The organism is Kitasatospora purpeofusca (assembly GCF_036010405.1).
Taxonomy (GTDB): Bacteria; Actinomycetota; Actinomycetes; order Streptomycetales; family Streptomycetaceae; genus Kitasatospora; species Kitasatospora purpeofusca.
Genome location: NZ_CP108561.1, coordinates 52881 through 74378, shown reverse-complemented (window position 1 = coordinate 74378; position 21498 = coordinate 52881). Strand labels below are relative to the sequence as shown.

Sequence of the window (21498 nt, the reverse complement as noted above, 5' to 3'; positions counted from 1 at the left end):
GTGACCGCAGGCCGCGCGGGGCGCACGCCGCACTACGGTCCGGGAGCACGGCCATGGACCACAACGCGGGGTGACAATACGATTGTTGGTGTGCGACGCTGCAGCTCGCGCGGTGCCATCCGCGCTGCGGGGGAACCAGAGGTGGCCGCATGGACGACGAAGCGCAGCCGATCGAGCCTCGGCACGACGGCCGCGACGCACCGGACGACAGCGCGGGGGAGCCCGCCCGCAGGTCGGGCGGCCGGATCGCGGGCGTCCTGGTGGCCTTGGCGGGCCTGCTGCTCGCGGCCTCGACGCTGCGGCCGGACGGCGGACTGCTCGGTGCGCCACTCGCCAAGGCGCCGGTCCAGGCCATCGGGTTCGTCCTGCTGCTCGCGCTCGGCTGGCTGATCGTGGTCGGCCGGTTCGCGCTGCGCTTCCGTGCGGAGGTCCGCCGCCTGGACGGGCCCACGCCGTGGGCCGAGCGCCTGCGGGAGGCCGCCGCCGTCCTGCTGCCCGGGGCCGCCGTGGCGGTGCCGGTGCTGATGTTCCTCTTCCACAACCGGGCGGACACCGGACCGGACGGGCCGCACCGGGCGCGGCCGCTGCCGGACTTCACCCCGCCCCCGGTGCCCACGGTGTCGCCGCCCGAGCCCGGCGAACCGGTGTCCGACAGCTCACTGTCGGGTGTGGTCCAGGTGGTGTTCGGCGCGCTCCTGGCCGTGCTGGTGATCGCGGTGGTCGTCGGCGTCGTCCGGCTGCTGCGGCTGCGGATCGTCCGGCGGCGGCCGCCGACGCCGCTGCCCGCCGCGCCGGCCCGGACCGAGGACGCCTTGGCGGCTGCGGTGCTGACGGGGCGGCGCGCCCTCACGGGCGCCGACGCGCGGGCGGCCGTGATCGCCTGCTACGCCGCGATGGAGACATCGCTGGCCGCCTCCGGGCTGTCCCTCCGAGCTACTGACAGCCCGACCGAGCTGCTGGAGCGCTCGATGGCCGACGACCGTGTCGACCCGGTCCACGCGCGGGCTCTGACCGCACTGTTCCGGGAGGCCAGGTACTCCACCCACCCGATGGACGAGACCCATGTGGGCCGGGCGCGGACCGCCCTGGACGCCCTGGCCGGGGGACTGGCGGAGCGGACCGCCCCGCCGCCGGAGCCAGTGGCGGTGGGAGCGTCCGGGGCCGTCGACCGGGCCGCCGGAGGCCACCGATGAACGCCCGCCCGAACCGGCGCACAGCCGGCCCCGCCGCGTCCGCCGACCATGCCCACCAGGCCCACCCGACCGGTCCCGCCGCGTCCGCCGACCATGCCCGCCCGGCCGACCGGACCGGTCACGGCCTGGCCGCGCCCGGCTCCGTCCGGCACAGCCTGATCGAGCTGACCGGGACGGCGCTGTTGGCCGAGGTCCTGTTCGCGCTGGTCGGCGGGGCTCCTGCGGCAGCTGCGGGAGCGGTCCTGCTGACCGTCGGCGCCCTGCTCACCGGCCGGTACGTGGCCGGCGGGGGCTTCCTCGACATCGGTCTGCGCAGACGACAACGCGTGATGGACTCCCGCGAGCCGGGTCTCGGCGACTGGCGCTGGACCGTCCGCGAGGGTCTCGACCCGCAGGGCGACGCCGGGCCGTTGCGTGGTCGCCTTCGGCGGCTGTACGCGGCACGCCTGTCCGAGACCCACGGCGTGTCGCTCACCGCCGACCGCGACCGGGCCGTCGAACTGATCGGGCCCCGGCTGTGGCCGTGGATCGATCCGGAGGCCGCGGACCGGGACGGGGCCGTGCCGGCGGCCGTTCTCCTCGCGCTCGTCGACCGGCTAGAGGCCCTGCAACCGCCCGGCCCGACGCCGCCGACGTCCGGCTAGCGGGCGCCGCGCGGTATCCACCGCTCCCCGTACTTCGCTCGCTCACCGTACTTCGCTCGCTCACCGTACTTCGCTCGCTCACCGTACTTGGCTCACTTCCCGCACTTCCGTACTCGCCGCCGGTTCCGACGAATCGGCCGACCGACGCCGTCCTCCAGGAGAGTCATGACCGCCGTTCCCCAGGCCCCCGCCCCGGACACCGAGCAGGCCCGGGTGGCCGAGGCGGGCCCGGCCCGCCCGACCGAGGCCGCCGTGCTGACGCCGCAGGAGGCCGGCCGGCGTGCCCGCACGGTGGTGGAGGAGATCGAACGCGCCGTGGTCGGCAAGCCCGAGGCCGTCCGTCTGGTGCTGCTCGGCGTGCTGGCCGGCGGCCACGTGCTGATCGAGGATCTGCCGGGGCTCGGCAAGACCCTGCTGGCACGCTCCTTCGCCACCGCCCTCGGCCTGGACTTCCGCCGGATCCAGTTCACCCCCGACCTGCTGCCCTCGGACGTCACCGGCGCGCCGTTCTACGACCGGCGCAGCGGCGAGATGGTGTTCCGCCCCGGGCCGCTCTTCACCCAGCTCCTGCTGGCCGACGAGATCAACCGCACCCCGCCGAAGACCCAGGCCGCGCTGCTGGAGGCGATGGCCGAGGGCCAGGTGTCCGTCGACGGTGCCACCCGTCGGCTGCCGCAGCCCTTCACGGTGATCGCCACCGCCAACCCGATCGAGTACGAGGGCACCTACTCGCTGCCCGAGGCGCAGCTCGACCGCTTCCTGCTCCGGGTGCGGATGGGCTACCTCTCCACCGGCCTGGAGGCCTCGATGCTCCGGGCCCGCCTGGACCGCGCGACGCCCGAGCCGGACCTGGAGACCGTCAGCAGCCCGGCCGAACTGCTCGCCATGCGGGCGGCGTTGGAGCGGGTCGAGGTCGACGACGACCTGGTCGACTACGTGATCGCGCTGGTCCACGCCACCCGCAACGACGCACAGATCCAGGTCGGCGCCTCGCCGCGGGGCGGTCTCGCGCTGGTCCAACTGGCGCGGGCCCGCGCGATGCTGGAGGGGCGCGACTACCTGACGCCGGAGGACGTGAAGGCGCTCGCCGTCCCGGCGCTGGCCCACCGGATCACCCTGACACCGGAGTTGTGGGTGCGCCAGGTCGAGGTGGACGAGGTTCTGGCGCGCCTGGTCGCCACCGTTCCGGCACCGCGGACCCTGCCGCGTGCGGCCGGCGGCTCGGAGAGCAGTCCGGAGAGCGGTCCGGCGGACGCCCCGGGCGCCGCCCGGTGAGCCCCGAGCCCGCCGCCGACCACCGGCGCGCGGAGCGGGCCCGCCGGCTCGTCGCCCAGAGCGCCGCGCTCGGCGCGCGCCCGGTCCGCCGGCTCGCCGGCCCCACCGGCACCCCGATCGGCGTCCGGAGCGGCGCCCGGAGCGGCGCGCGCACCGGCCGCCGTCCAAGTCGTCGGACAGGCCCGCGGGGCCCGGAGCGGGCGGCCGCGCGGCTGCTCGCCCGCAGCACCAGAGCCACATTGGCCGGCCTGCCCACCACACCGCCCTCCCCGTACTGGCGGCCCGGCGAGCGGGCCCTGCGCCTGCTCACGGTGGCCACCGTCGCTGCCGTCGCCGCACTGGCCACCGGTCACCCCTGGCTGCTCGCGCTGGCGGCGGGCCCGGCCGTCCTGCTCGCCCTGGCGGCCGCGGGCAACGACCGGCCGTCCCGGCTGGACGCCGAGAACACCGTCACGCCCCGCCGCTGCCTGGAGGGCGAGCCGATCACCGTACGGATCACCGTCCGCCACGACGGGCGGATCGGCCGACTCGACCCGACCGCGGCCCTCGGCCCGGGCGTCGCCCTCACGGCGGTGACCGTCGGTGCCACCGAGGTCGACCTGGTGGTCCAAGCCGAACGGTGGGGCCGCTGGACCCTGGGCAGCGTCGACATCGATGTCAACGACGCCGGCGGCCTGGCCCGCCGGACGGTTCGCACCGACCTCGGCACGATGGACGTCTTCCCGGAGCCGAGCGCGGCCCGCCTCACCCCGATCCCGGTGCGGCTGCCCGAACGCCTCGGCGAGCACACCACCGCGCACGAGGGCACCGGTGTCGAGGTGGTGGGCGTGCGCCCGTACGTGCCCGGTGAGCGCCAGCGGCGCATCCACTGGCCGTCGACCACCCGCCGCGACGCCGTCCAGATCAACCAGTTCGCGGCGGAGCGGGCTGCCGACGCGGTCGTCCTGATGGACACGCTGGCCGACTTCCGGGACGCGGCCACCGGCCGCTCCAGCCTCGACGAGACGCTGCGCGCGGCCACCGGGCTGACCCGTGCCTACCTGCGCCGCCACGACCGGGTCGGTCTGATCGCGGTCGGCGGGAAGCTGCGCTGGCTGACCGCGGGCAGCGGGGAGCGGCAGTCCTACCGGATGGTGGAGAGCGTGCTGGAGGTCCGTCAGGACCGCGGCTACCGCGGGGTCCTCGCGCCCCGGCTCCCGGTGGCGGCACTGCCCCGCCACGCGCTGGTGTACGCGTTCACCCCGCTCGCCGACCAGCGGATCCTGGAGGTGCTCGGCCGGGTCCGCGACCTCGGCAATCCGCTGGTCGTGGTGGAGATCCCGGCCGGCGAACCTGCGGTGGAGCCCGGTGACGAGATCGACGCCGTGGCCCTGCGCCTCTGGCACGCCGAACGCGAGGCGATGCGGTCGGCACTGCGCGCCCGGGGCGTCCCGGTGGCCCGCTACACCCCGGGCGAGGCGCTCGACCTGGCGCTCGCACCACTGCTGCGCCGCCGGATCGGGGGAGGAGTCCGATGACCACACCCGACCACGTCCCGACCCCGGCCCCGATTCCTGTCGCGGCCCCGACCGTCCCGACCGCCCCTGCGGCTCCGTGGTCGCGGTGGGCCGAGCGGGCCGCGCTGCGCTGTACCGGTGTCGCCCTCGCGCTCACCGCCGCCGGGGTCGGCGCCGCCGACGGTGCGGCGGTGCGGTTCGGGCCCGCCGCCGTGGTGGCCGCCGCGGCCTTCGCCCTCTGGGCCGCCCCGCCGCTCGACGAGCCGCCGCACCGCCCGCACAGCTGGCCCGGCCGGCTCGCCGGGTCACGCAGTACCGTGCTGGCGGCCGGGAGCGTCCTGCTGGCCGCGCTGGGCGAGCCCCCGTTCGGGCGGATCGCGGCGTTGGCCGCGCTCCTGATCGGCTATCTGCTGCTGGTCGACGTCCTCGGCCCGCAGCGCGACAGCGCCCGGCCCGCGCACGTGCTGGCCGCCCTCGCCGCGTCCGGGCTGGTCCTGTCCGTCGCGTTCGCGCCGACCGGGGCGGGGGAGTGGTCGCGTCCGATCGCCCTGGCCGGTCTGGCGGCCACGGGCTGGGGCGTTGCGCGGGCACTCCGGCCGCGCCCCGGCGGCTGAGCGGGGCCCGGCCCGGTCCGGACCGGTCGGGGCGCCCCGACCGGTCGGTTCTGCGGACGGGCGGCTCGGCGGCCGGGCGGTGCCGCCGAGCGGGATGCCGCCGATCCGGATGCTGCTGATTCGTACGAGGCGTGTTCGGCTTCCGCGACAAGGAGGAACCGATCCGTCCGGTCGGCGGGCCCTCACGGGGCGGCAGGCCCTTGCGAGCGCCCGGCCGTCCGTCGCGTCCCACCGTCGCGCCCCGCCGCCGGAGGAGCCGTCCGCCGGAACCCGGACGTCGGCCGATGTCAGTGCCGCGCGCCATGCTGGCGAGCATGGACGAGGAGGCATTGATGCGGGGCCGGGTGTACGGCGCGGACCATGACGACCCGGGTCCGCGGCCCGGCCGGGTCTACCGGGAGCTGTGCGGCGGGTCGCTCGACGGTCTGCTCCTGGACGTCACCGGTTGGGGCGCCGACGCTCTCGCCGACGGCGCCGCGCTGCCCACCGAGATCGGCAGTTTCGGTTCCGGCGGCCGCGCTCACTACGGGCCCCGCCCCGCGGATCCGCGTCGGTGGGACTGGCTCGGGGACAGCGGCTGACCGGGTTCCTCCCGCCCCGCCGACGGCATGCCTCTCCGGCGGGGTTGTTCCGATCCGGTCTCGGACGAATCCGTCGACCCACCCTGCCACCGGCTCGGACGGTGTCAGAAACGCGCGACAGAACCACAGTTCGCCAGGGTGCGTGTCACGGCACCGCAGGCTCGGTGTGAAGCCGGTCGTCAACGCTTTCGAGAATGTCAGCGGTCCGTGAAAGTGTTCTCCCTGATCATCCCCTTTGACGGAGAACTCGTGAAGATCCGCCGTACCACCTTGACCGCCGCCGCCACGCTGATAGCCCTGTCCGCCGTGGCCGCCTGCAACGACGGCGACGGCGCCAAATCCGCGCCGTCGGCCGCCGGTGCCCCGGCCACTGCCAGTCCCACCGTGAGCGCGAGTGCGAGTGCCACTCCGAGCCCGTCCTCGACGACGGAGGCTGCGACTCCGACGCCCACCCCGATCGCCACGCCGACGCCGACGCCGACCGCAACTGCCACCGGCGCGCCGGTCGACGCGACCGGCGCGTTCGACCCGGCGGTGGCCCTGGCCAACGCCGACCGGACCCCGTACGCCGCCACCGAGACCATGAAGACGACCGCGTCGGCGGACGGTCAGGGCTCCGTGATCAACGCCAGCGGCCGGGTGAACTTCAACACCCCGACCCGTGAGGGCCGGACCGAGACGAAGATGACGATCACCGGCAGCGACGAGCCGATGTTCTGGATGGAGGTGGTCAACACCGGCAGCGCCGTCTTCGTGCGGGACAAGAGCAAGCCGGGCGGCGCCTGGAGCCCGTCGAGCACCGCGGGCGACACCCGGTCGGACAGCATCGGCGACTACGTCAAGGCACTCGTCGACGTCGGCCCGGCTGCCCGCAAGGGGATGGAGCAGAAGAACGGCGTCCCGGCCTATCACCTCGGCGCCCGCATGACCGCCGCCCAGATGAAGGCCATCGATCCCGAGGAGTACAAGAAGCTGGTCGACAAGGGCGTCAGCGGAAAGCAGATCGACGTGTGGATCGACCGGGCCGGCCGCGTCCTGGCGCATACCCAGTCCATGAAGATCCCCAAGGACGGCACGACCGTCACCACGGTGATCACGGTGACCTACACCGACTTCGGACCTCGCGAGACCTTCCCCGCCCCGACCGCCGCCGCCAGCTGACCGGCAACGCCCCACCGAGCCGCCCGCCCGCGCATCCGCCCGGTCGGGCGGCCCGGCCGCGCAGGCCCGGTGCCGGGGTTCCGGGTTGACACGTTTCTTCGTATCGAGAATATTAGATACGTCCCGGGAGGTCCTGCTCGCGAAAGGGGTGTGCGGTGGATCCGCTGGCCGTTCACAAGGCGCTCGCCAATCCCGCGCGGGCGGAGTTCCTGCGCTGGCTGAAGACGCCGGAGCTCTACTGGGACGAGGAGTACTACCGCGAGCGCGGTGTCGGTTTCCATATCGGCGTGTGCGTGACGGAGATCCGGGAGCGTTCCGGGTTGGCCCAGTCGGTGGTCTCCGGCTACCTGCAGATTCTGCGGGACGCCGGGCTGCTGGTGTCGGAGCGGGTCGGCAAGTGGACGTTCTACCGGCGCAACGAGGAGACGATCGCCGCCTTCGCGGCGTACGTGCGCGACGAGCTCTGACATTCGTTCCCGGGTCGGTGCGGGGGAGGGGTGTGCCCTTTCCGCGCGAAAACCCATCTAATTATCTAGATTTGTAGCTCGGTCTGGCGGGGCGGCGCAGCCGTGCCCGCGCACGGCCGGACGGCGGAAGGCAGTTATGGGAAAGACCGGTCCTGTTGTCCTGACCCTCTCCCTGGGGGTGTTCGGCATCATCACCACGGAGATGGGCGTCGTCGGGGTCCTGCCGCGGATCTCCGAGGAACTCGGCGTGCCGGCGGCGACGGCCGGGTGGCTGGTGGGGGTGTTCGCGCTGGTGGTCGCCGTGGCCGGCCCGTTCGCGACGCTGCTGGCCTCCGGGGTGCGGCGCAAGGCCGTCCTGGCGGCTGCGCTCGCGGTGTTCGCGGCCTCCAACGCCGTCTACGCGCTCACCGACAGCTTCGCGGTGATGCTCGTCTTCCGGATCGTGCCGGCGCTCTTCCATCCGGTGTTCTTCGCAGTGGCGCTCACCGCCGCCACCCGGCTCGTGCCGCCGGAGAAGGCCACCAGGGCCGCCACTACCGTCTTCGCCGGGGTGACGCTGGGCTTCGCGTTCGGTGTGCCGACAACCTCCTACCTCGCCGAACACTTCTCCCTCGCGGCCGCGTTCTGGTTCGGCGCCGGAGCCAACCTGCTCGCCCTGGTCGGGATCCTGGCCCTCTTCCCGTCCGCGCCTGCCGGGCAACGGCTCTCCTACGGAGACCAGTTGGGAATTCTGAACCGCCCCCGGCTGTGGCTGTCCCTGTCGGCCGTGGTGTTCGTCTTCGCGGCGATGTTCTCGGTCTACGGCTACTTCGCCGAGTACCTGGAACGCGTCACGCACCTGGGCGGATCGACGATCGGTGCGCTGCTGATGGCCTTCGGGGTCGTGATGGTCCTCGGCAACCTCCTCTTCGGTCGGCTGCTGGAACGCGACCCGGTCCGGACGGTGACCGCCTTCCCCGTCCTCTGTGCGCTGCTCTACGCCCTCCTCCACACCGTCGGCCCGTGGGCCGTCCCTACCGTCCTCGCAGTGCTCCTGTGGGGCGCGGTCCACTCGGGAGGACTCGTCGTCGGCCAGACCTGGCTCGCCCGGGACGCCCAGGACGCCCCGGAGTTCGGCAACAGCCTCTTCATCTCCTTCTCCAACCTCGGCATCACGATCGGCAGCGCCGGCGGCGGCCTGGTGGTCGCAACCGTCGGCACGCGCCAACTCCCATGGGCAGGAGCGGCATTCGCACTGGCGGCACTGGCCGCCGTGCTGCTGCGCCGCCGACTGGGGCCCGAGGCGCCGGGCGAGGGGACAGGCGAGGGGAGGGCGGACCGGGCAGGGAGGCGCACTCGCGTGCGGTCCTGACACCGGGGCACAGGACGGGTGAAGGCCGCGGAAGAGCCACGAAACGCCCGGCGCCGCCCCGCGCCCGGGGCGGCGTCTCGTTCGGTCGCTCTTCGACCGTCGAGACCTGTGCCCACGAACCCGGTCGACCTGTACGAGGTGCTTGCCCCGTGCGCCCCGCAGGGCGCCGATGCCCGGAGAAGGTGGGGCACCGCTGTCGCCAGCGGCGCCCCACCTTCTCCGGGACGGCCGACGGCGCTGTGCCGCTGGTCGTCCGCCGCTCCGTTCCCGGCAGGCCCGGCTGCGCCGCCCGGCTGCGCGCAGCGTTACTTGCAGATGGGCGGATTCGGGGACGAATGGACGGTGTAGAGGGTGGGCTGGCCGTTTGCGGCGCTCGTCATCGGCATCGCGATCGTGTCCCTGGCGGTCCAGGGAAGATGGTTGGCGCTGAATGTCCAGGTGCCGGTGATCCTGGTGGCGGCCCTGGAGAGGGTGACCCAGCCGTATTCCTTGGGTCGTATCTTCGCGGTCACCTGGTTCCCCACCGCTTCCGAGCCGGACCAGACCTTCTTGAAGGAGAATTTCACCTTCACGGTGACCTTGGCGATCAATGATGACAGTGCGCCGGTTTCCAGCCCCAGCTCGACTTCACTGCCCAGTTCGTGGGACCACCCGTTCGTTCTGTGTACCGAGAACGTATGGGTCATGCCGTCCGGATGGTCGTTGTCGTTGAACCAGGCGTCCGAGACGCAGGACTCCGGCAGCATTTCCGAGGACGATTCCGATTCCATGTCCCATGAGCATTCCGTCTTGTACTTCTGGCATATCTTGGTCGCGTACGTGAGGGCGAGCTCCCGCGGTCCGCGCACGGGAGGCCGGCTCGGGTCGTGGCCGAAGGGGACCTCCCACGACTGTGCCTCGCTTCCGTCGCAGGTGATCAGGCGAACCGGCCTGCCGGGGGTGAGGTCCGCTCGTTCGGGGGAGAGGCAGGGGTTCTGCCATGCGTTCCGGATCATGAACCCGGTGGATGTGGGGTGGACGTACCAGTCCGCCTCCACACCGCCGGAACCGCATGATTCCAACTGCACCGGCGCGAGCGAAGTCGACATCGCCCTGGTCTTCAGGCACTTCCCCAGTGCCACGTTCTGGATCCGGAAGGTTCCGTTGTCCCAGTTCGGAGTCAGCCGCCAGGCCCTGTTCGGGCCGCTGCCCAGAGGTGTCAGCATGACCTGGTTCACCGTGTCCCGCCCGGTGTCCACGCCCAGGGCGACGCCGCCGTCAAGGAACAGCCGGGTGCAGTACATGCTCTCCGCGGTCGGGCAGGGGTTGCCGGCGAACTCCGCGGCGCGCGCCGTGCCGCTCGTCAAGGAAGTGACGGACATGCCGGCGGCAAGGAGGGCTGTCGCCAGGGACGTGGGCACCAGTCTCAACAGACCGGCTCGAACTCTCGGGGAAGGCGGATTCATCTTTTCCTCTCTCGATTCCACGGCACTGCGGCCGGGGCCGCGCTCTCGGACCGGTGCACGGTGCAGGCCGTTTGCCGCGACCCGTCCCACCGCCCGCCACGGGCGATTGCCGCAGATCCGAGAGGGTTTGATGCGCCACCAAGGCCACGCGGGCACGTTATGCGAAGCAGGGTGGTTACCTTCAAGTGCCCCTACTTCCCTCAGGAAAGCGGGAGTTGAATCAGGAGAGGGTCCAGGACTTCCCGCCCTTGCCGACGACGATGCTGCCGTTGCGGGTCCGACGGTCACGCAATGGCCGCTCGCGTCGTCCTTCGCGACGTTCACGGCGACGTCGCCCTTCTTCACGGCCGTGCGGACCGCGTACTTCGATTCCGGCAGGCCCAGCTCGACGTCGCCGTCCCTGCTCCGTACATCGACCAGATCGGGCACGGCAGCCACGCCCTGGTCGACGTTGCCGTTCCGCGACGTCACGCTGACGGACCGGGCGGAGATCCCGTCGCCCTCGATGCTTCCGTCGGGCCGACTGGCAGGTCGCGCCGGCCTCGACCGCACCGCAGGGCCCGGAAGGCGGGGACTGCGGCACCGTCGAGGTCGAGGGCTTTCGCTACCGGATACGCCTCACGCCACGCGTGCGGACGGACCTCGCCGACGACGGGGGCGGCACGCTCACCTGGCGACCGGTGCTCTCGCAGCCGCATGGGTCGAGCCGGTCCTGGAGCCGGGCAACCACATCCCGTACCGAGGACGAACCTGACAACCGCCCCGCGCACAGGAGGCCGGCCGTCGATCGGCGAAGGGTGTGAAAGCCTCGGGTTTGTGTTCGGGCGGCGTTCCGGTCCGCCCGGCGCTGCGGCTATGGTGGCGGGCATGACGTACCGCGTGCAGTACACCGTCGAGGCGAAGGCGACCATCGATGCCCTGCCCGCCGAGCGGCGCGCCCTCCTGGAGCGCGCCCTCGTCGTTCTCGCCCGTGACCCGTACCACAAGACGGCAACAGCACCCATCGGCCCCGACGAGCACCTGCGCAAGGCCTACGCAGCTCCCGGCGTCGTGGTCGAGTTCCTGGTCGCCGACCACGTCCTGGTCGTCGTCGTCCTCCAGGTCTTCGACGAGCTCCAGTACCTGATCGACGAGACCGAAGCCGGTTGACAACAGGCACTCACCGACCCATCCCGCCCTGACCCTGCCGATTGACGGTTCCCCCGTTCGCGCACGCCGCCCAGCGGGCTCGAGGGCGCCCGGGGATGTTCCGGCCCCGGTCCTGGTCGGCGGGATTCGGGTGCGCGGTCTGCAGGGATCGATCGCCGCAGCCGGCGGTAGCCCGAACACCGCCCCGCTGGTTCGCACCAGCGCCGCGACGCCCGCGGCCCGCCCGTCACCGGTTCGCGTCAGTGCGACCAGTAGGCATCCTCGGTGTCCGGTCGCAGGGGCGAGAGCGGGCGGGCGTACTCCGGTGCGTAGGCGACGAGGTGTCGCTGACGGACATGGTGAGGGTGAGCGTCCCGTCGGTTTCCGGCGAGAGCGCGACCCACACGCCGATGCCCTCCGACGTGTCGGCGCTGAGGAGGTCCGGGCCCTGGCCCGGGCCGTTCGGGGTCCGGACCGAAGGTTCCTGCCAGTAGTTGTGCTGCCGCCACGCGGCCTGGACGCGGTCCTCGATCTCCTGCCGGTGGGCGGCGCTGATCCTGGTCCGGGAGGTGAACCGCCGGTCGAAGGTGGCCAGCTTGCTGGCCGTACCGTCCGAGCGCTGCCCGTGCCGGTCGACCGTACAGCCACTGTCGCTCAGCACCAGGCCCAGCCCGCCCAGCGTGTCCTGAACGGTCCGCTCCCCGAGCTCCTCGAACTGCTCCGGCGAGTGGCGCACGACCTCCGGCGCGGGCTTGGACGAGTGGTCCTCGGACGCCAGGGACCACCACTCCACGATCACCAGCACCACCATCACCCCGAACACGACAGCGACACCCGCCACCGCGACCAGAGCCGCCTTCACCCACTCCCTGCCGGACAACCCGCACCCCCTGCTGCGTCTTGTTCCGCCACCGTACGCGCGCGACCCGGCGCGGCTCCTGAGCATCCGTACTCGGATCGGTGCCGCAGGTTCGTGGTTCTTGCCCGGGACGGTCTGTCCGGCCCAGGGGTTCGGTCCCTGCTTGAGGACGTCGAGCTCGCGCGTCCGGGCGGTGGGCCACAGGTCGATCCGGTAGAGAAAGTGATCGCCGGGGCCGCCGGGACGTCCTGCGCCTGCGCCACTCGGTGACCACCGCGGCCGCTGACGCCGCCTCCGGCCGCGACCAGCGCGGAGCCGTACGCCAGCTGCGATCCGAACTCAGGATCCTCTCCGCCCTGCCGGTCGCCGAGCTCCGCGCCCGGGCGGACGCCCTGGCCAAGGAGATCCGCGACGTGGACACCCTGATCCAGCGCACCAACTGGGAGATCGACCTGATCGAGGACTGACCCACAAGCTGGGTGTGGGAAGCAGGTAGTCGCCACGGAGGCGTGCACACACCGCGGGTCGGCGGTCTATCCGGCCCCTGGCGCGTGAAGAGCAACGCAGGGGTTCAACTCCCCATCAACAGTGCAGCTCAGCATCGCGTACAGGTGACAGAGCACATCGCACAGCTCACCACCACGTGCAGATCCGGACGACGAGGGCGGGAACGGGGTTCCCCACACCCGGTGCGAGGGCCGTGAACACCATCACGGCCCTCGCACCTACTCCGCGCCAGAGCCCGCCGCAATTCCCCACCCGTACGGTCACGTTTCGCCATGGGGATGACGGTTTCGGTGGATGCCCATGGTCAGGAGAGGCCCAACGTCGCCCCTCGTGACCGTTCACACGGACAGTGGGTCGACCGGCGGCCATGGGTAGCCCAGTTGCTCGGCATCGTGCGAACCTCCCCAGACCTCGGCGGTGGCACGGGGATCGCTTGCGGTCAGCCGCGCTTCGAGGTGCTCGGCCTGCTTTGACGGGTCGTCTGCGGAGATCGGGAGGGTCATCCCGAACTGGAGCCAGGGCCGGTCCGCGTCGGCCCGGTTGCGGGGATGCAACAGGACGACGTGGATTCGATCCGGTTCGTTGCGGGAGGCCCAGACGCCTTCCAACTCGCAGTCCCATCTGGCCAGCCCGTCCCCGCGTCTCCTCAGCCCCGCTTCAAGCAGCCGCGCAACCGCTCCTGCTGGCCACTCCCAACCGCGGTCCTCTTCCGCTCGCAGGACCTCGGCCTGGTACTGACCTGCGGTGAACCGGAGCTCCGGCAGGTCGAAGTCCTGGTTGGCCGGGTCGCGCCAGTCCGTCCAGACAACAAGATCCCCGTCACGCCTGACCGTCATGTACAGGGCACCACAGCACTCCTCCACGCCGCACCCGGACCGAGCGAGACGAACCTCGTGTGGCGTCGCCGTGGCGTGCAACGGCCCGTCTGGGCCCAACAGGTACCGGGGGCCTACTCCCAGGTACCGGGAGCCTCCCACACCGGCGGGGAGCATCTCGGCCAGAAGATCCCGGCCATTGACGATCGGGCGGACCTCCACGCAGCCCTCGTCGAGCGGTGGGCACACGATGCTCAGACTGAGAAGGTCCGGTCTCATGGTCATTGGCCAATGATCGCGGAGCCGACTCGCAACTGTCATGTGAATTCGTGTGGCCTCCGCTCAGGACGGTAGCCGGGCCGCTCTGAGGCACGCTCGCCTCTGGGCACCCTCCGGAGCGACGTCGGTCGAACCGTCCCAGCGTCCGTGACCGTCCTTCCAGGGTTGCGCGTGCGAGCTCGGCGTTCGAGTCAAGGAGTCGTTGTCGACTGGCCGTCGGCCTCCGGGAGGAGTTGGAGCACGCTGATCCCGAGCCTGATTTCCTGGACCTCGCCGCAGCTGAGGTGGCGGAGGTACAGGCCCCGGGCGCCGTCGGATCGTCCCCGGCTCCGGGGCAGGTCGGGTGGTTGCAGTGCGTACACGAGTGGCACAGCTTGATCGCGACGGGTCAGTATTCGACCAGCCAGGGGAAGTCGTCAGGATTCCGCATCTGGTCGAGGCACACGAGCAGGCCGTTGCCCCTGACGCCGTCCTGGGCGTCGCGCAGCCAGGGGACCGGGGCAAGGAGAGCTGTCAGCTCGTCGGTGACCGCGGTGTCGAAGAGGGCGTCGATCTCGGCGGGGATGGAGTCATCCACGAGGCACAGCCAGGCCAGGGCGGCGCTCACGCGCACGTCCGTCGGTGGGCCGGGGTGGTGCCACCACTCGTGCAGCTGTGTCACGGTGGCCGGATCGCCGTTCTCCTGGCAGAGCTGGCCGATCGCCAGAACCAGACAGGCCCGTGTCACGGGGTCGTCCTCACGTGCGAGGAGGGCGTGCAGGGAGGACGCGGCGTTGGCCGGCGGCGGCAGTGCGGCGGCCAACGCGTAGGCGGCGGCCTGGCGGACGGCCGGCTCGCGGTCGTCGAGCAGGAAGCACAGCAGCTCCGCGTCCGCCGCCACGGCATTGCGGGCCGCTTCGACCGACCAGTTCCCCGGGTAGCCGCTCGGTTCGAACCGGACGGAACCGGCGAGGTCGCCCGCGCGCAGGAGACCGGTGCGTGAGCCGTCGCCGAAGTGCTGGCGTCGGGCGACCGCGCCGACCAGGAGCAGGAGATCAGCGCGGTGACGCGGGTGGGCGAGCGCGATACGGATCAGGAAAGGAACAGCCAGGGCTCCCGGGGCGGAAGTGCCGCCTTGATGGCAGAACCGGTCCCACAGCGTGCCGAGGGCCCGGCCGGAGGCTTCGTCGTCACCGAGGCGGACGTCCTCCAGCAGGGCGGGAACGTCGCTTCCGGATCCGAAGCAGTGGTGGAAGCGGGCCCAGGGCACAGCGTCGTAGCGCAGACCGTCCTTGACCTCCGTGGCCATGTCGGCCACCACGGCCCGCACGTCGTCCGGCGCAGCCGCTCGGAACCCCTGCCCGCCCTCGTGCCACCTCACCGACGCACCGGCCCCGCCCCACCGTTCCACCTGACCTTCCTTCTGCCTCACCCGCCCTTACGTCGTCGGGCTATGACGGCCGCCCGCCGAACTGCCAGTTGTGCACCTCGATGTCGGCGTACCGGTCCGGAGTCAGGACGGCGCGTGCCGTCTCCGGGTCCGGTGCCCGGAGCAGCACCGCCGTGCCGAGCCAGGTGGCGCCGTCGTCGGACAGCAGCGGCCCGTAGGCGATCAGCTCGTCCCGGTCGGCCGGCACGGCGAGGTCGGCAGCCTGCCCCTGGCCGAGGCCGAGCACCAGATACCGGTTGCCCCCGGTGCGGCCGCCGGGGAAGTCCCACATGGTGCGCCCCAGCATGTTGCGCCACCGCCGCAGCAGCACGTCCCGGTAGACGCCGGCCTGGTAGCCCGGTTCCTCGAAGGCGAACGCGCGGGCAGCGGCGGGATCGGGCAGGTCGAGGATGTGCACACTGCCCGTGGGCGTGTCGCCGTCGTCGGTGAGGGTCGGGCCCCGGGCGATCATCTCCTTCGCATACTGGTCCATGTAGGACCAGTGCTCTTCCAGCAGCTCGTCGCGCAGCGGCAGGGAACCGGGCCGGTCGCGGTGGTAAAAGAGGAACTCCATGCCCCCATGGTCCCTTCAGGGAGGCGGCCCGGTCGAATGGGTTTCCCTGCGCCGGGCGCTCGGCAGCCCCACCCGGACGCACACGCGCCGAGTTCGCGTGGTGGATCGCGGTCACTCGTCGATGCCGAGGGCGAGGGACAGGCGGCGTGGGTCGGCCTCGCTCACCGGGGGACCGGCCTCTGTCGTGCGAGGACCGCCGCATGTGTCACCAGCAGAACAGGAGGGCTATGCACTCCGGCGTCAGCCGGACAACCGAGCCCCTTCCGCGCCTCTGGGTCGGAGGCGGGCCGAATGACGAAGGGGTTGGTGCTGTCCGCGGACAACACGGCGACCGGACAGATGGACGAGACCGGCTCGGCACTTCCGTGCGACCGGCCCCTCAAGATCTGACCGACACCGGCCACTGAGCTCGTGAGTCCGAGGTCGCGGGCAGCGGTCAGCGGGCAGTGGCCAACGGCCAGTACTCACCGCCGGAACAGCTGGGGGTGGGGACAGGGATCCAGGGGCTCTGCAGGCCGGTCCGCCCCAGTGCCACCAGACGTGACCCTCCGGACACTTCCAGGCGTGCCGACACACGCGCTGCTGGGCGCAGGTCCTGGCGGCGGCGGAAAAGTCGCCGGGCCTGGTCAACACCTGGCGGGTCGCCGGCCGTAGCGGTCGGGCGCCGCTGCACCAGGCCGCCCGGCACAACGCCCCGACTGAGGTGGTCGAGCGACTGCTGGCAGCCGGCGCCTGGCGCACGCTGCGCTCCGCCGACGGCGAGCGCCCCGTCGACCTCGCCACCCGCCTCGGACGTGAGGCCCTGGTGCCGATTCTGCAACCGGTGCCGCTGCACCCGGTGCCGGAACTCGATCTGCGGGCGATGGAACACTTTCTGCACGCCCTGATCCGGTTCCGCACCGAGTACTTCAGTGTCACGGTGACTCTGGTGCGCCGCAGGTCTGTGTCCTGACCGAGCTGCCCGACCCTGCGCTGTGGTTCACGGTGCCCGGCATGTACGGGGGCTTCAGCGTCCGGCTCGAGGAGGAGCGGGGCGCGGCCCGTCTCGGGGTCGGCAGCAGTACGAGCCCGCGGCCAGGAGTGTGGTCAAGGCGATCGGGACCGCCGGGCGGGGCATCGCGACGATCTCCGGCCGCCTGTGGACGATGGCCTCGAACTACCTCGCACCCGACCCGGCGACCGGCTTCGTTCACTTCGACCGACAGCGTTTGTTCGTGGGTTCCGGCGGCGTTCAGTGATCACCGGCACTCTGGACGTTCATGGGAAACGACGGCAGTGTCGCCCTTCTCGGTGGACTCCGCCCTGACCTGCTCCGGGGAACGGTGCCGCGTAACTCAGCGCCTTGCGGTCGGTGCCGAGGGCGGAGCAGCCGTCGCGATCGTCTCCGAGGCTGGGCTCCGTTTGATCATCATCGGAGTCGGCTGCCATGATCATCTGACGATGCGACAGCCTGATGGGGTTGGTCCGATGAGCCAAGGGGAGCGGGCAATGCAGTTGAGGTCCGGCGTTGGTTCGAGGGTGGCGGTTCTGATGGCGCCGGCGGCCTTCGCCACCGCCTGTGGTGGCGGCGGCTCCGATCCGATCGGTGAGAAGCCGCCGGCTGGCGACAAGTCGGCAGCGGGAGCGAATGCGGGCACGGGTGCGGGTTCGGGCAAGCCGAAGGGCGGCAAGGCGGACTTCGACACCGTGTTCAACACCGAGGACCGGATCCGGCAGGCGCTCCCCGACCCGGGGGCGATGAAGGGCTGGAAACCGAAGACCGGCCGCGCGAACATCGAGGAACAACCCAAGTCCGCGGCGGAGTGCGGTCCGGACACGCATTGGGACTGCACCCGCATCGCGAACGGCTCGGTGAAGTTCGAGGCGGCCGGCGAGAACGCCTACTTCGACATCCAGGCCTACGCGGACAAGAAGGCCGCCGAGGCTGCGTGCAGCAAAGAGAAGGACTGGTCGGCCAAATACGCCAAGGCGGAGGTGGCACCGGTCCCCGGCGTCGAGGGGCACGCGTACTACCGCAACGCCGGTGGTTCGGACGGCCTCGGCCTCATCATGTGCCTGGGAACGGTCATCGCCGAGGTAAGGCTGGAGGACGGGGGAGGCAGCTCCCTGGACCCGGCCACCGTCCACTCCTTGGCCCAGCTCTTCGTCCCCCGTATCCAGAAGGCTGCCGCACCCTGACGGGACGCGGCATCCTCCGCCGAGGTCAGGGGGACCCGTGCTCGTAGGGCCCGGTGACGGGCAGCCCCTGGCGGAGGTGGTTCGAGAGGGCGCGGAAACGATCGCGCTCCTCGGCCGGGTCGGCGGGCAGCGGCAGCCGGAAAGCCGTCAACAGGTCGAACCTGTGCAGGTTCACGGCCGCGTTGACCAGCCGGCCGTAGCCCTCGGCGGCGCCGATCGCGCTCCGGTAGGTGAGGACGGACGCGAGCAGGAACGCCACGGCCAGGAGCGTCCACCGGCTGGGCGGGAGGATGACCGCCGAGAGGCCGCCCATCAGGGCGAGGGCCGCGGCCGTCCGGCAGGTGGTGTCCAACTGGTCACGGGCGTCGTCGACGAGCGTCGCCGTCGACTCGGGGAGGAGCGCGTACAGCTCCGGCCAGGCGGCCACCGCGTCGAGGCCGTAGGTGTCGGCGGGCCGGTCCTCGGCCGCGCGGAGCGTGTTCCCGAGACCGGTCGGCATGAGCCGGTCCGGCGAACGCGGCAGCCTGGCCAGACGGGCAGCGGCCGCGGCCATTGCCGGCAGGTCTGCGGGGCGGGGGTCGACCCTCTGCTGCAGTGCGTCCAGCCGTTCCCAGCGCCGCCGCCAGCGGGCGACGAGCGCACGCCCCAGGACCGCGCCCGGGCCCCGCATCAGCGGATAGCCCTCCAGCCAGCGGACCAACTGCCGTTGGAGCGGCTGCAGGACGAGTGCCGCGACGGTCACGCCCAGGAACAGCAGGACCCACTCGCCGGGCACGAGCGACTCGAGCGATCCGACCAGCCGCTCCCTGCTGGGCATGTGCGTGGGCGCGCCGGAGGCGAGCTCCGCCAGCACGGTGAGCAGGACGGCCAGCGTAGGGAGGGTGCCGGTGATCGAGACGCGGCGTCCGTGGTCCTGGAGCAGACCGGGAGGCATGATGCCGCTCGTCCGACCACCGCCAGGGTCCGTTCGGGATGAACCGGGCAGCGGGGCGCCCGGAGCGGATGGAGGATCAGCGCGAGACGGTAGGAGCAGTCCACCGCCGGGCAGCACATGGTGATCATCTCGTAGCGCACGTCGCCCGGCAGGGCAGCGTGGTCGGAGGCCCCGTAGTCGCGCGTGCTCAACGCGGGTGGCGGAAGGCTGTAGGTGTCCCGGCGATGGAGCAGGCCGAGCGGTTTCGCGCCGGCGAGGACCGTCACCGCCGGACGGTCGTCGTCCGCGTCGAAATAGCGCAGGACGGCGGCCAGCACACGTGTCGCGTCCCGGTCGCCGTCCAGCAGGACACCGGGGTGCGGGTTGGGCCGCCGGCGGTGAGGAGTTCGACGTCGGGTGCGCGCCTCAGCCGCTCCTCCAGAACCGCCGCCGCCCGCGCGAGGTCCCCCCGGGCTCTGAACGCCGCGGCGTCGTCCAGCACCCGCCGCTTGTCCCGAGCATCGTCCGCGCCCACCGCGCCTCCCCTCGCCGACAGGACTCGTGCGGCATCCGGAGCCCCGTGGCAACGAGGCTAGAGGAGATCCGACGACCCGTCAGCCGTTCGCGCCCTGTCGGGGGCCGGCTCCGGCGGACGTGGCCGCAGAAGACGAGCGGGTGTGGAACGGCGTCAGAACGGTGGTTCGGCGGAGTAGGCGGTGCCCGAGGGGTCGGGGGCCGGGGCGGCGCTCGGTCGGGCCTGAACAACTCGGACGGCTTCCTCGACGCGGCCGAGGTCGACGAGGTGGTGGGCGAGGAGAGTACTGGTGGAATCGGGGTGCTGTTCGAGGACAGCGGCGGCTTCTTCGCGGCGGCTGGCCTCGGCAAGCAGGTGCGAGAGGGACCAGGCCGCGTACCAGGTGCCGCCTTCGGGGTGGGCCCGGGCCTGCTCGATCGCTTCGTCGCGCAGGCCGCAGGCGGCCATGAGCGGCAGCCGTATCCGGAAGAAGTCCCACTCCTCCTCACCGCCCCGCCGCTCCTTGAGGGTGTCGAGGTAGGCCAGGGCCTCCCGGGCACGGCCGTGCCCGGCGTACAAGGTGCACAACGTGTCGACGACGTAGTCCTCCGCGCCGTTCGGGGAGTCCGCCAGGGCGCGCATCACCGCGATCGCCTCGTCGGCGCGGCCGTGCCGCAGCAAGAGCTGCGACAGCAGATGGGCCACCTGCCACATGCCGTGGGGCTTCTCGGCGAAGGCTCGGTAGACGTCGGTCGCCCCCTGCACGTCGCCGCTCTCCTCCAGCACCTCGGCCAGACTCCGCGCGGCGTGCCCGTGGTACTCGGAGTCGGCGTACGCGCGCAGTTCCTCGATCCGTCCGTGCCTGGCCAGCAGATCGGCCAGCGCGTCCCGGCTGTTGACCGACGTGACCTCCCGGCGGCGCAGCAGGGCGATCGCCTCGTCGACGCGGCCTTGCCGTTCCCGGACGGTGGCGAGCAGGGCGAAGGCGTTGGACGGCTCCATGCGCAGCCGGTGGCAGTCGGGGTCGTCACAGGCCGGGACCGCGGCCTCGATCCGGGCTTCCAGTAGCGCCGCCACCTCCTCGTCCCGGCCCGCGGCTTCGGCGACGTCGACCAGGGCCCGGGCGAGGAACCAGCCCTCGATCCCGGGCCGCAGCAGCGCGAACGCCTCGGCGGCCCGGCCGTGGCGGGCCAGCAGACGCGCGAAGAAGTCGAGGACCAACGAGTCGCCGGCCCGCGCGTAGGGGCGGGACAGATCGATCGCCTCCTGCTCCCTGCCCCACCCTTCCAGCAGATCGGCCCGGGCCCGGGCGGCCGGCCACCAGCCCGTCGCGATATACGGTCCGAGCACGTCCAGCGCCTGGTCGTACTGCCCCCGGTCGCCGAGGAGCCGTGACCACTCCAGGGCGCAGACCCACTCCCCGCGTCCGGCCTGGAGCTCCACTTCCCGCTCGTGGCCGAGTTCCAGAAGCCGGGTCACCAGCGACACCGGAATGCAGTCCGACACGGTGAGGGCCGGGTCATCAAGATCAGCAGTGTCCACGACCCGCACCCTAGCTGCCGCCCCCGACACACCCGGCCCGGATCCTGTCGCAGTCAGTGTCCGAGGGGGCTGACCTGCGCAGAGCCCGCTCACCGGCTGGTGCCGGAGGAGTGCGGGCGCTGACCCTTCCTTGCGACGTGCCGTAGGACGGACGCGGGGGCTCGCACCGCTGTGCGGTCCCAGCGTGCCCCGGCAAGGCAATACGTACCCTGCGCTCGGTCGAGGTCGCCGTCGAGTGGCCCATCTCCCGTTCCCGCTGCATTCGAGCGTTTGGCCTGCGCCCGGACGCCGAGCCAGTCGGCTTCGGTGGAGTCCGGGCCCGACTCTCCCGCACCTGCCGGCTACAGGTTGGCCAACGAAGCGTTCCGGTTGTTCTGGCGTCGGAAGATGAAGTGTGGGACGTCTCCATTTTTGTGTCTGCCGGTTTCTCAAATCCCTGGTCAGCGGGCTGAGACGATCCGAGGTCTCCGGGCGGGACGGGAAACAGCTCCTCTTGACGGTCGAGTTCGGCTCTAGGGTTTGACCAAGCCAAGGGAATGCCTCGGCAAGGAGCG

Annotated in this window: 20 protein-coding genes and 1 pseudogene; 14 read left to right on the top strand and 7 right to left on the bottom strand. The window is 72.0% G+C overall.

What is annotated here, in order from left to right; translation table 11 throughout:
• Positions 1 to 149 precede the first annotated feature (149 nt).
• The 9 genes from OG715_RS00355 to OG715_RS00315 all read left to right on the top strand — a co-directional run bounded on the left by OG715_RS00355 (position 150) and on the right by OG715_RS00315 (position 8782).
• Positions 150 to 1193, top strand: coding sequence for a DUF4129 domain-containing protein (locus OG715_RS00355; protein WP_327063475.1), 1044 nt, complete (start codon positions 150 to 152; stop codon positions 1191 to 1193).
• Positions 1190 to 1837 carry a hypothetical protein gene (locus OG715_RS00350; RefSeq protein WP_327063474.1) on the top strand — a complete coding sequence of 216 codons (648 nt, stop codon included), beginning with the start codon at positions 1190 to 1192 and terminating at the stop codon, positions 1835 to 1837. Before OG715_RS00355 ends, OG715_RS00350 begins: the two co-directional genes overlap by 4 nt.
• Positions 1838 to 2002: 165 nt before the next feature.
• Positions 2003 to 3112, top strand: a complete 1110-nt coding sequence (locus OG715_RS00345) for an AAA family ATPase (RefSeq protein ID WP_327063473.1) — start codon at positions 2003 to 2005, stop codon at positions 3110 to 3112.
• Positions 3109 to 4629 (top strand): DUF58 domain-containing protein, encoded by a 1521-nt coding sequence (locus OG715_RS00340; protein WP_327063472.1) that lies wholly within the window; start codon positions 3109 to 3111, stop codon positions 4627 to 4629. Before OG715_RS00345 ends, OG715_RS00340 begins: the two co-directional genes overlap by 4 nt.
• Positions 4626 to 5222 carry a hypothetical protein gene (locus tag OG715_RS00335; protein ID WP_327063471.1) on the top strand — a complete coding sequence of 199 codons (597 nt, stop codon included), beginning with the start codon at positions 4626 to 4628 and terminating at the stop codon, positions 5220 to 5222. The genes OG715_RS00340 and OG715_RS00335 overlap by 4 nt, the downstream gene beginning before the upstream one ends.
• A 314-nt stretch (positions 5223 to 5536) precedes the next feature.
• Positions 5537 to 5803, top strand: a complete 267-nt coding sequence (locus OG715_RS00330) for a hypothetical protein (protein ID WP_327064191.1) — start codon at positions 5537 to 5539, stop codon at positions 5801 to 5803.
• Between the two features lie 249 nt (positions 5804 to 6052).
• Positions 6053 to 6964, top strand: coding sequence for a hypothetical protein (locus OG715_RS00325; RefSeq protein WP_327063470.1), 912 nt, complete (start codon positions 6053 to 6055; stop codon positions 6962 to 6964).
• Between the two features lie 155 nt (positions 6965 to 7119).
• Positions 7120 to 7431: an ArsR/SmtB family transcription factor gene (locus OG715_RS00320; RefSeq protein WP_030394462.1), complete on the top strand. Its 312-nt coding sequence runs from the start codon at positions 7120 to 7122 to the stop codon at positions 7429 to 7431.
• A gap of 136 nt (positions 7432 to 7567) precedes the next feature.
• Positions 7568 to 8782: an MFS transporter gene (locus OG715_RS00315; RefSeq protein ID WP_327063469.1), complete on the top strand. Its 1215-nt coding sequence runs from the start codon at positions 7568 to 7570 to the stop codon at positions 8780 to 8782.
• 305 nt (positions 8783 to 9087) lie between these two features.
• Here OG715_RS00315 and OG715_RS00310 read toward each other — a convergent pair whose 3' ends face one another.
• A complete protein-coding gene (locus OG715_RS00310; RefSeq protein WP_327063468.1) occupies positions 9088 to 10698 on the bottom strand; it encodes an RICIN domain-containing protein in 1611 nt (536 codons plus the stop codon).
• Positions 10699 to 11094: 396 nt separating this feature from the next.
• On the opposite strand from OG715_RS00310, the gene OG715_RS00305 reads away from it, so the two are divergent.
• Positions 11095 to 11376: a hypothetical protein gene (locus OG715_RS00305; protein WP_327063467.1), complete on the top strand. Its 282-nt coding sequence runs from the start codon at positions 11095 to 11097 to the stop codon at positions 11374 to 11376.
• Between the two features lie 226 nt (positions 11377 to 11602).
• Here the strand turns inward: OG715_RS00305 and OG715_RS00300 are convergent, their stop codons facing one another.
• Positions 11603 to 12235, bottom strand: a complete 633-nt coding sequence (locus OG715_RS00300) for a hypothetical protein (RefSeq protein WP_327063466.1) — start codon at positions 12233 to 12235, stop codon at positions 11603 to 11605.
• Between the two features lie 209 nt (positions 12236 to 12444).
• Between OG715_RS00300 and OG715_RS00295 the strand changes: the two are divergent.
• Positions 12445 to 12681, top strand: a pseudogene (locus OG715_RS00295) (DIP1984 family protein); the annotation flags it as partial.
• Between the two features lie 378 nt (positions 12682 to 13059).
• Here the strand turns inward: OG715_RS00295 and OG715_RS00290 are convergent.
• From OG715_RS00290 to OG715_RS00280, 3 genes are all read right to left on the bottom strand, one after another.
• Positions 13060 to 13557 (bottom strand): hypothetical protein, encoded by a 498-nt coding sequence (locus OG715_RS00290; RefSeq protein ID WP_327063465.1) that lies wholly within the window; start codon positions 13555 to 13557, stop codon positions 13060 to 13062.
• 646 nt (positions 13558 to 14203) lie between these two features.
• Entirely contained in the window at positions 14204 to 15103 is a 900-nt protein-coding gene (locus OG715_RS00285) for a HEAT repeat domain-containing protein (RefSeq protein ID WP_327063464.1), read from the bottom strand.
• 142 nt (positions 15104 to 15245) lie between these two features.
• Positions 15246 to 15797 (bottom strand): YciI family protein, encoded by a 552-nt coding sequence (locus OG715_RS00280; protein WP_327063463.1) that lies wholly within the window; start codon positions 15795 to 15797, stop codon positions 15246 to 15248.
• Positions 15798 to 16500: 703 nt separating this feature from the next.
• Here OG715_RS00280 and OG715_RS00275 point away from each other — a divergent pair.
• The 3 genes from OG715_RS00275 to OG715_RS00265 all read left to right on the top strand — a co-directional run bounded on the left by OG715_RS00275 (position 16501) and on the right by OG715_RS00265 (position 17975).
• Positions 16501 to 16749, top strand: coding sequence for a hypothetical protein (locus OG715_RS00275; RefSeq protein WP_327063462.1), 249 nt, complete (start codon positions 16501 to 16503; stop codon positions 16747 to 16749).
• A gap of 130 nt (positions 16750 to 16879) precedes the next feature.
• The gene (locus tag OG715_RS00270; RefSeq protein WP_327063461.1) at positions 16880 to 17035 is read left to right on the top strand and encodes a hypothetical protein; all 156 of its coding nucleotides are present in this window, start codon (positions 16880 to 16882) and stop codon (positions 17033 to 17035) included.
• Between the two features lie 292 nt (positions 17036 to 17327).
• Positions 17328 to 17975: a hypothetical protein gene (locus OG715_RS00265; RefSeq protein ID WP_327063460.1), complete on the top strand. Its 648-nt coding sequence runs from the start codon at positions 17328 to 17330 to the stop codon at positions 17973 to 17975.
• Between the two features lie 25 nt (positions 17976 to 18000).
• Here OG715_RS00265 and OG715_RS00260 read toward each other — a convergent pair whose 3' ends face one another.
• Positions 18001 to 18909, bottom strand: coding sequence for a hypothetical protein (locus OG715_RS00260; RefSeq protein ID WP_327063459.1), 909 nt, complete (start codon positions 18907 to 18909; stop codon positions 18001 to 18003).
• A 667-nt stretch (positions 18910 to 19576) separates the two neighbouring features.
• Positions 19577 to 20944 (bottom strand): tetratricopeptide repeat protein, encoded by a 1368-nt coding sequence (locus OG715_RS00255; RefSeq protein ID WP_327063458.1) that lies wholly within the window; start codon positions 20942 to 20944, stop codon positions 19577 to 19579.
• Positions 20945 to 21498: the final 554 nt, after the last annotated feature.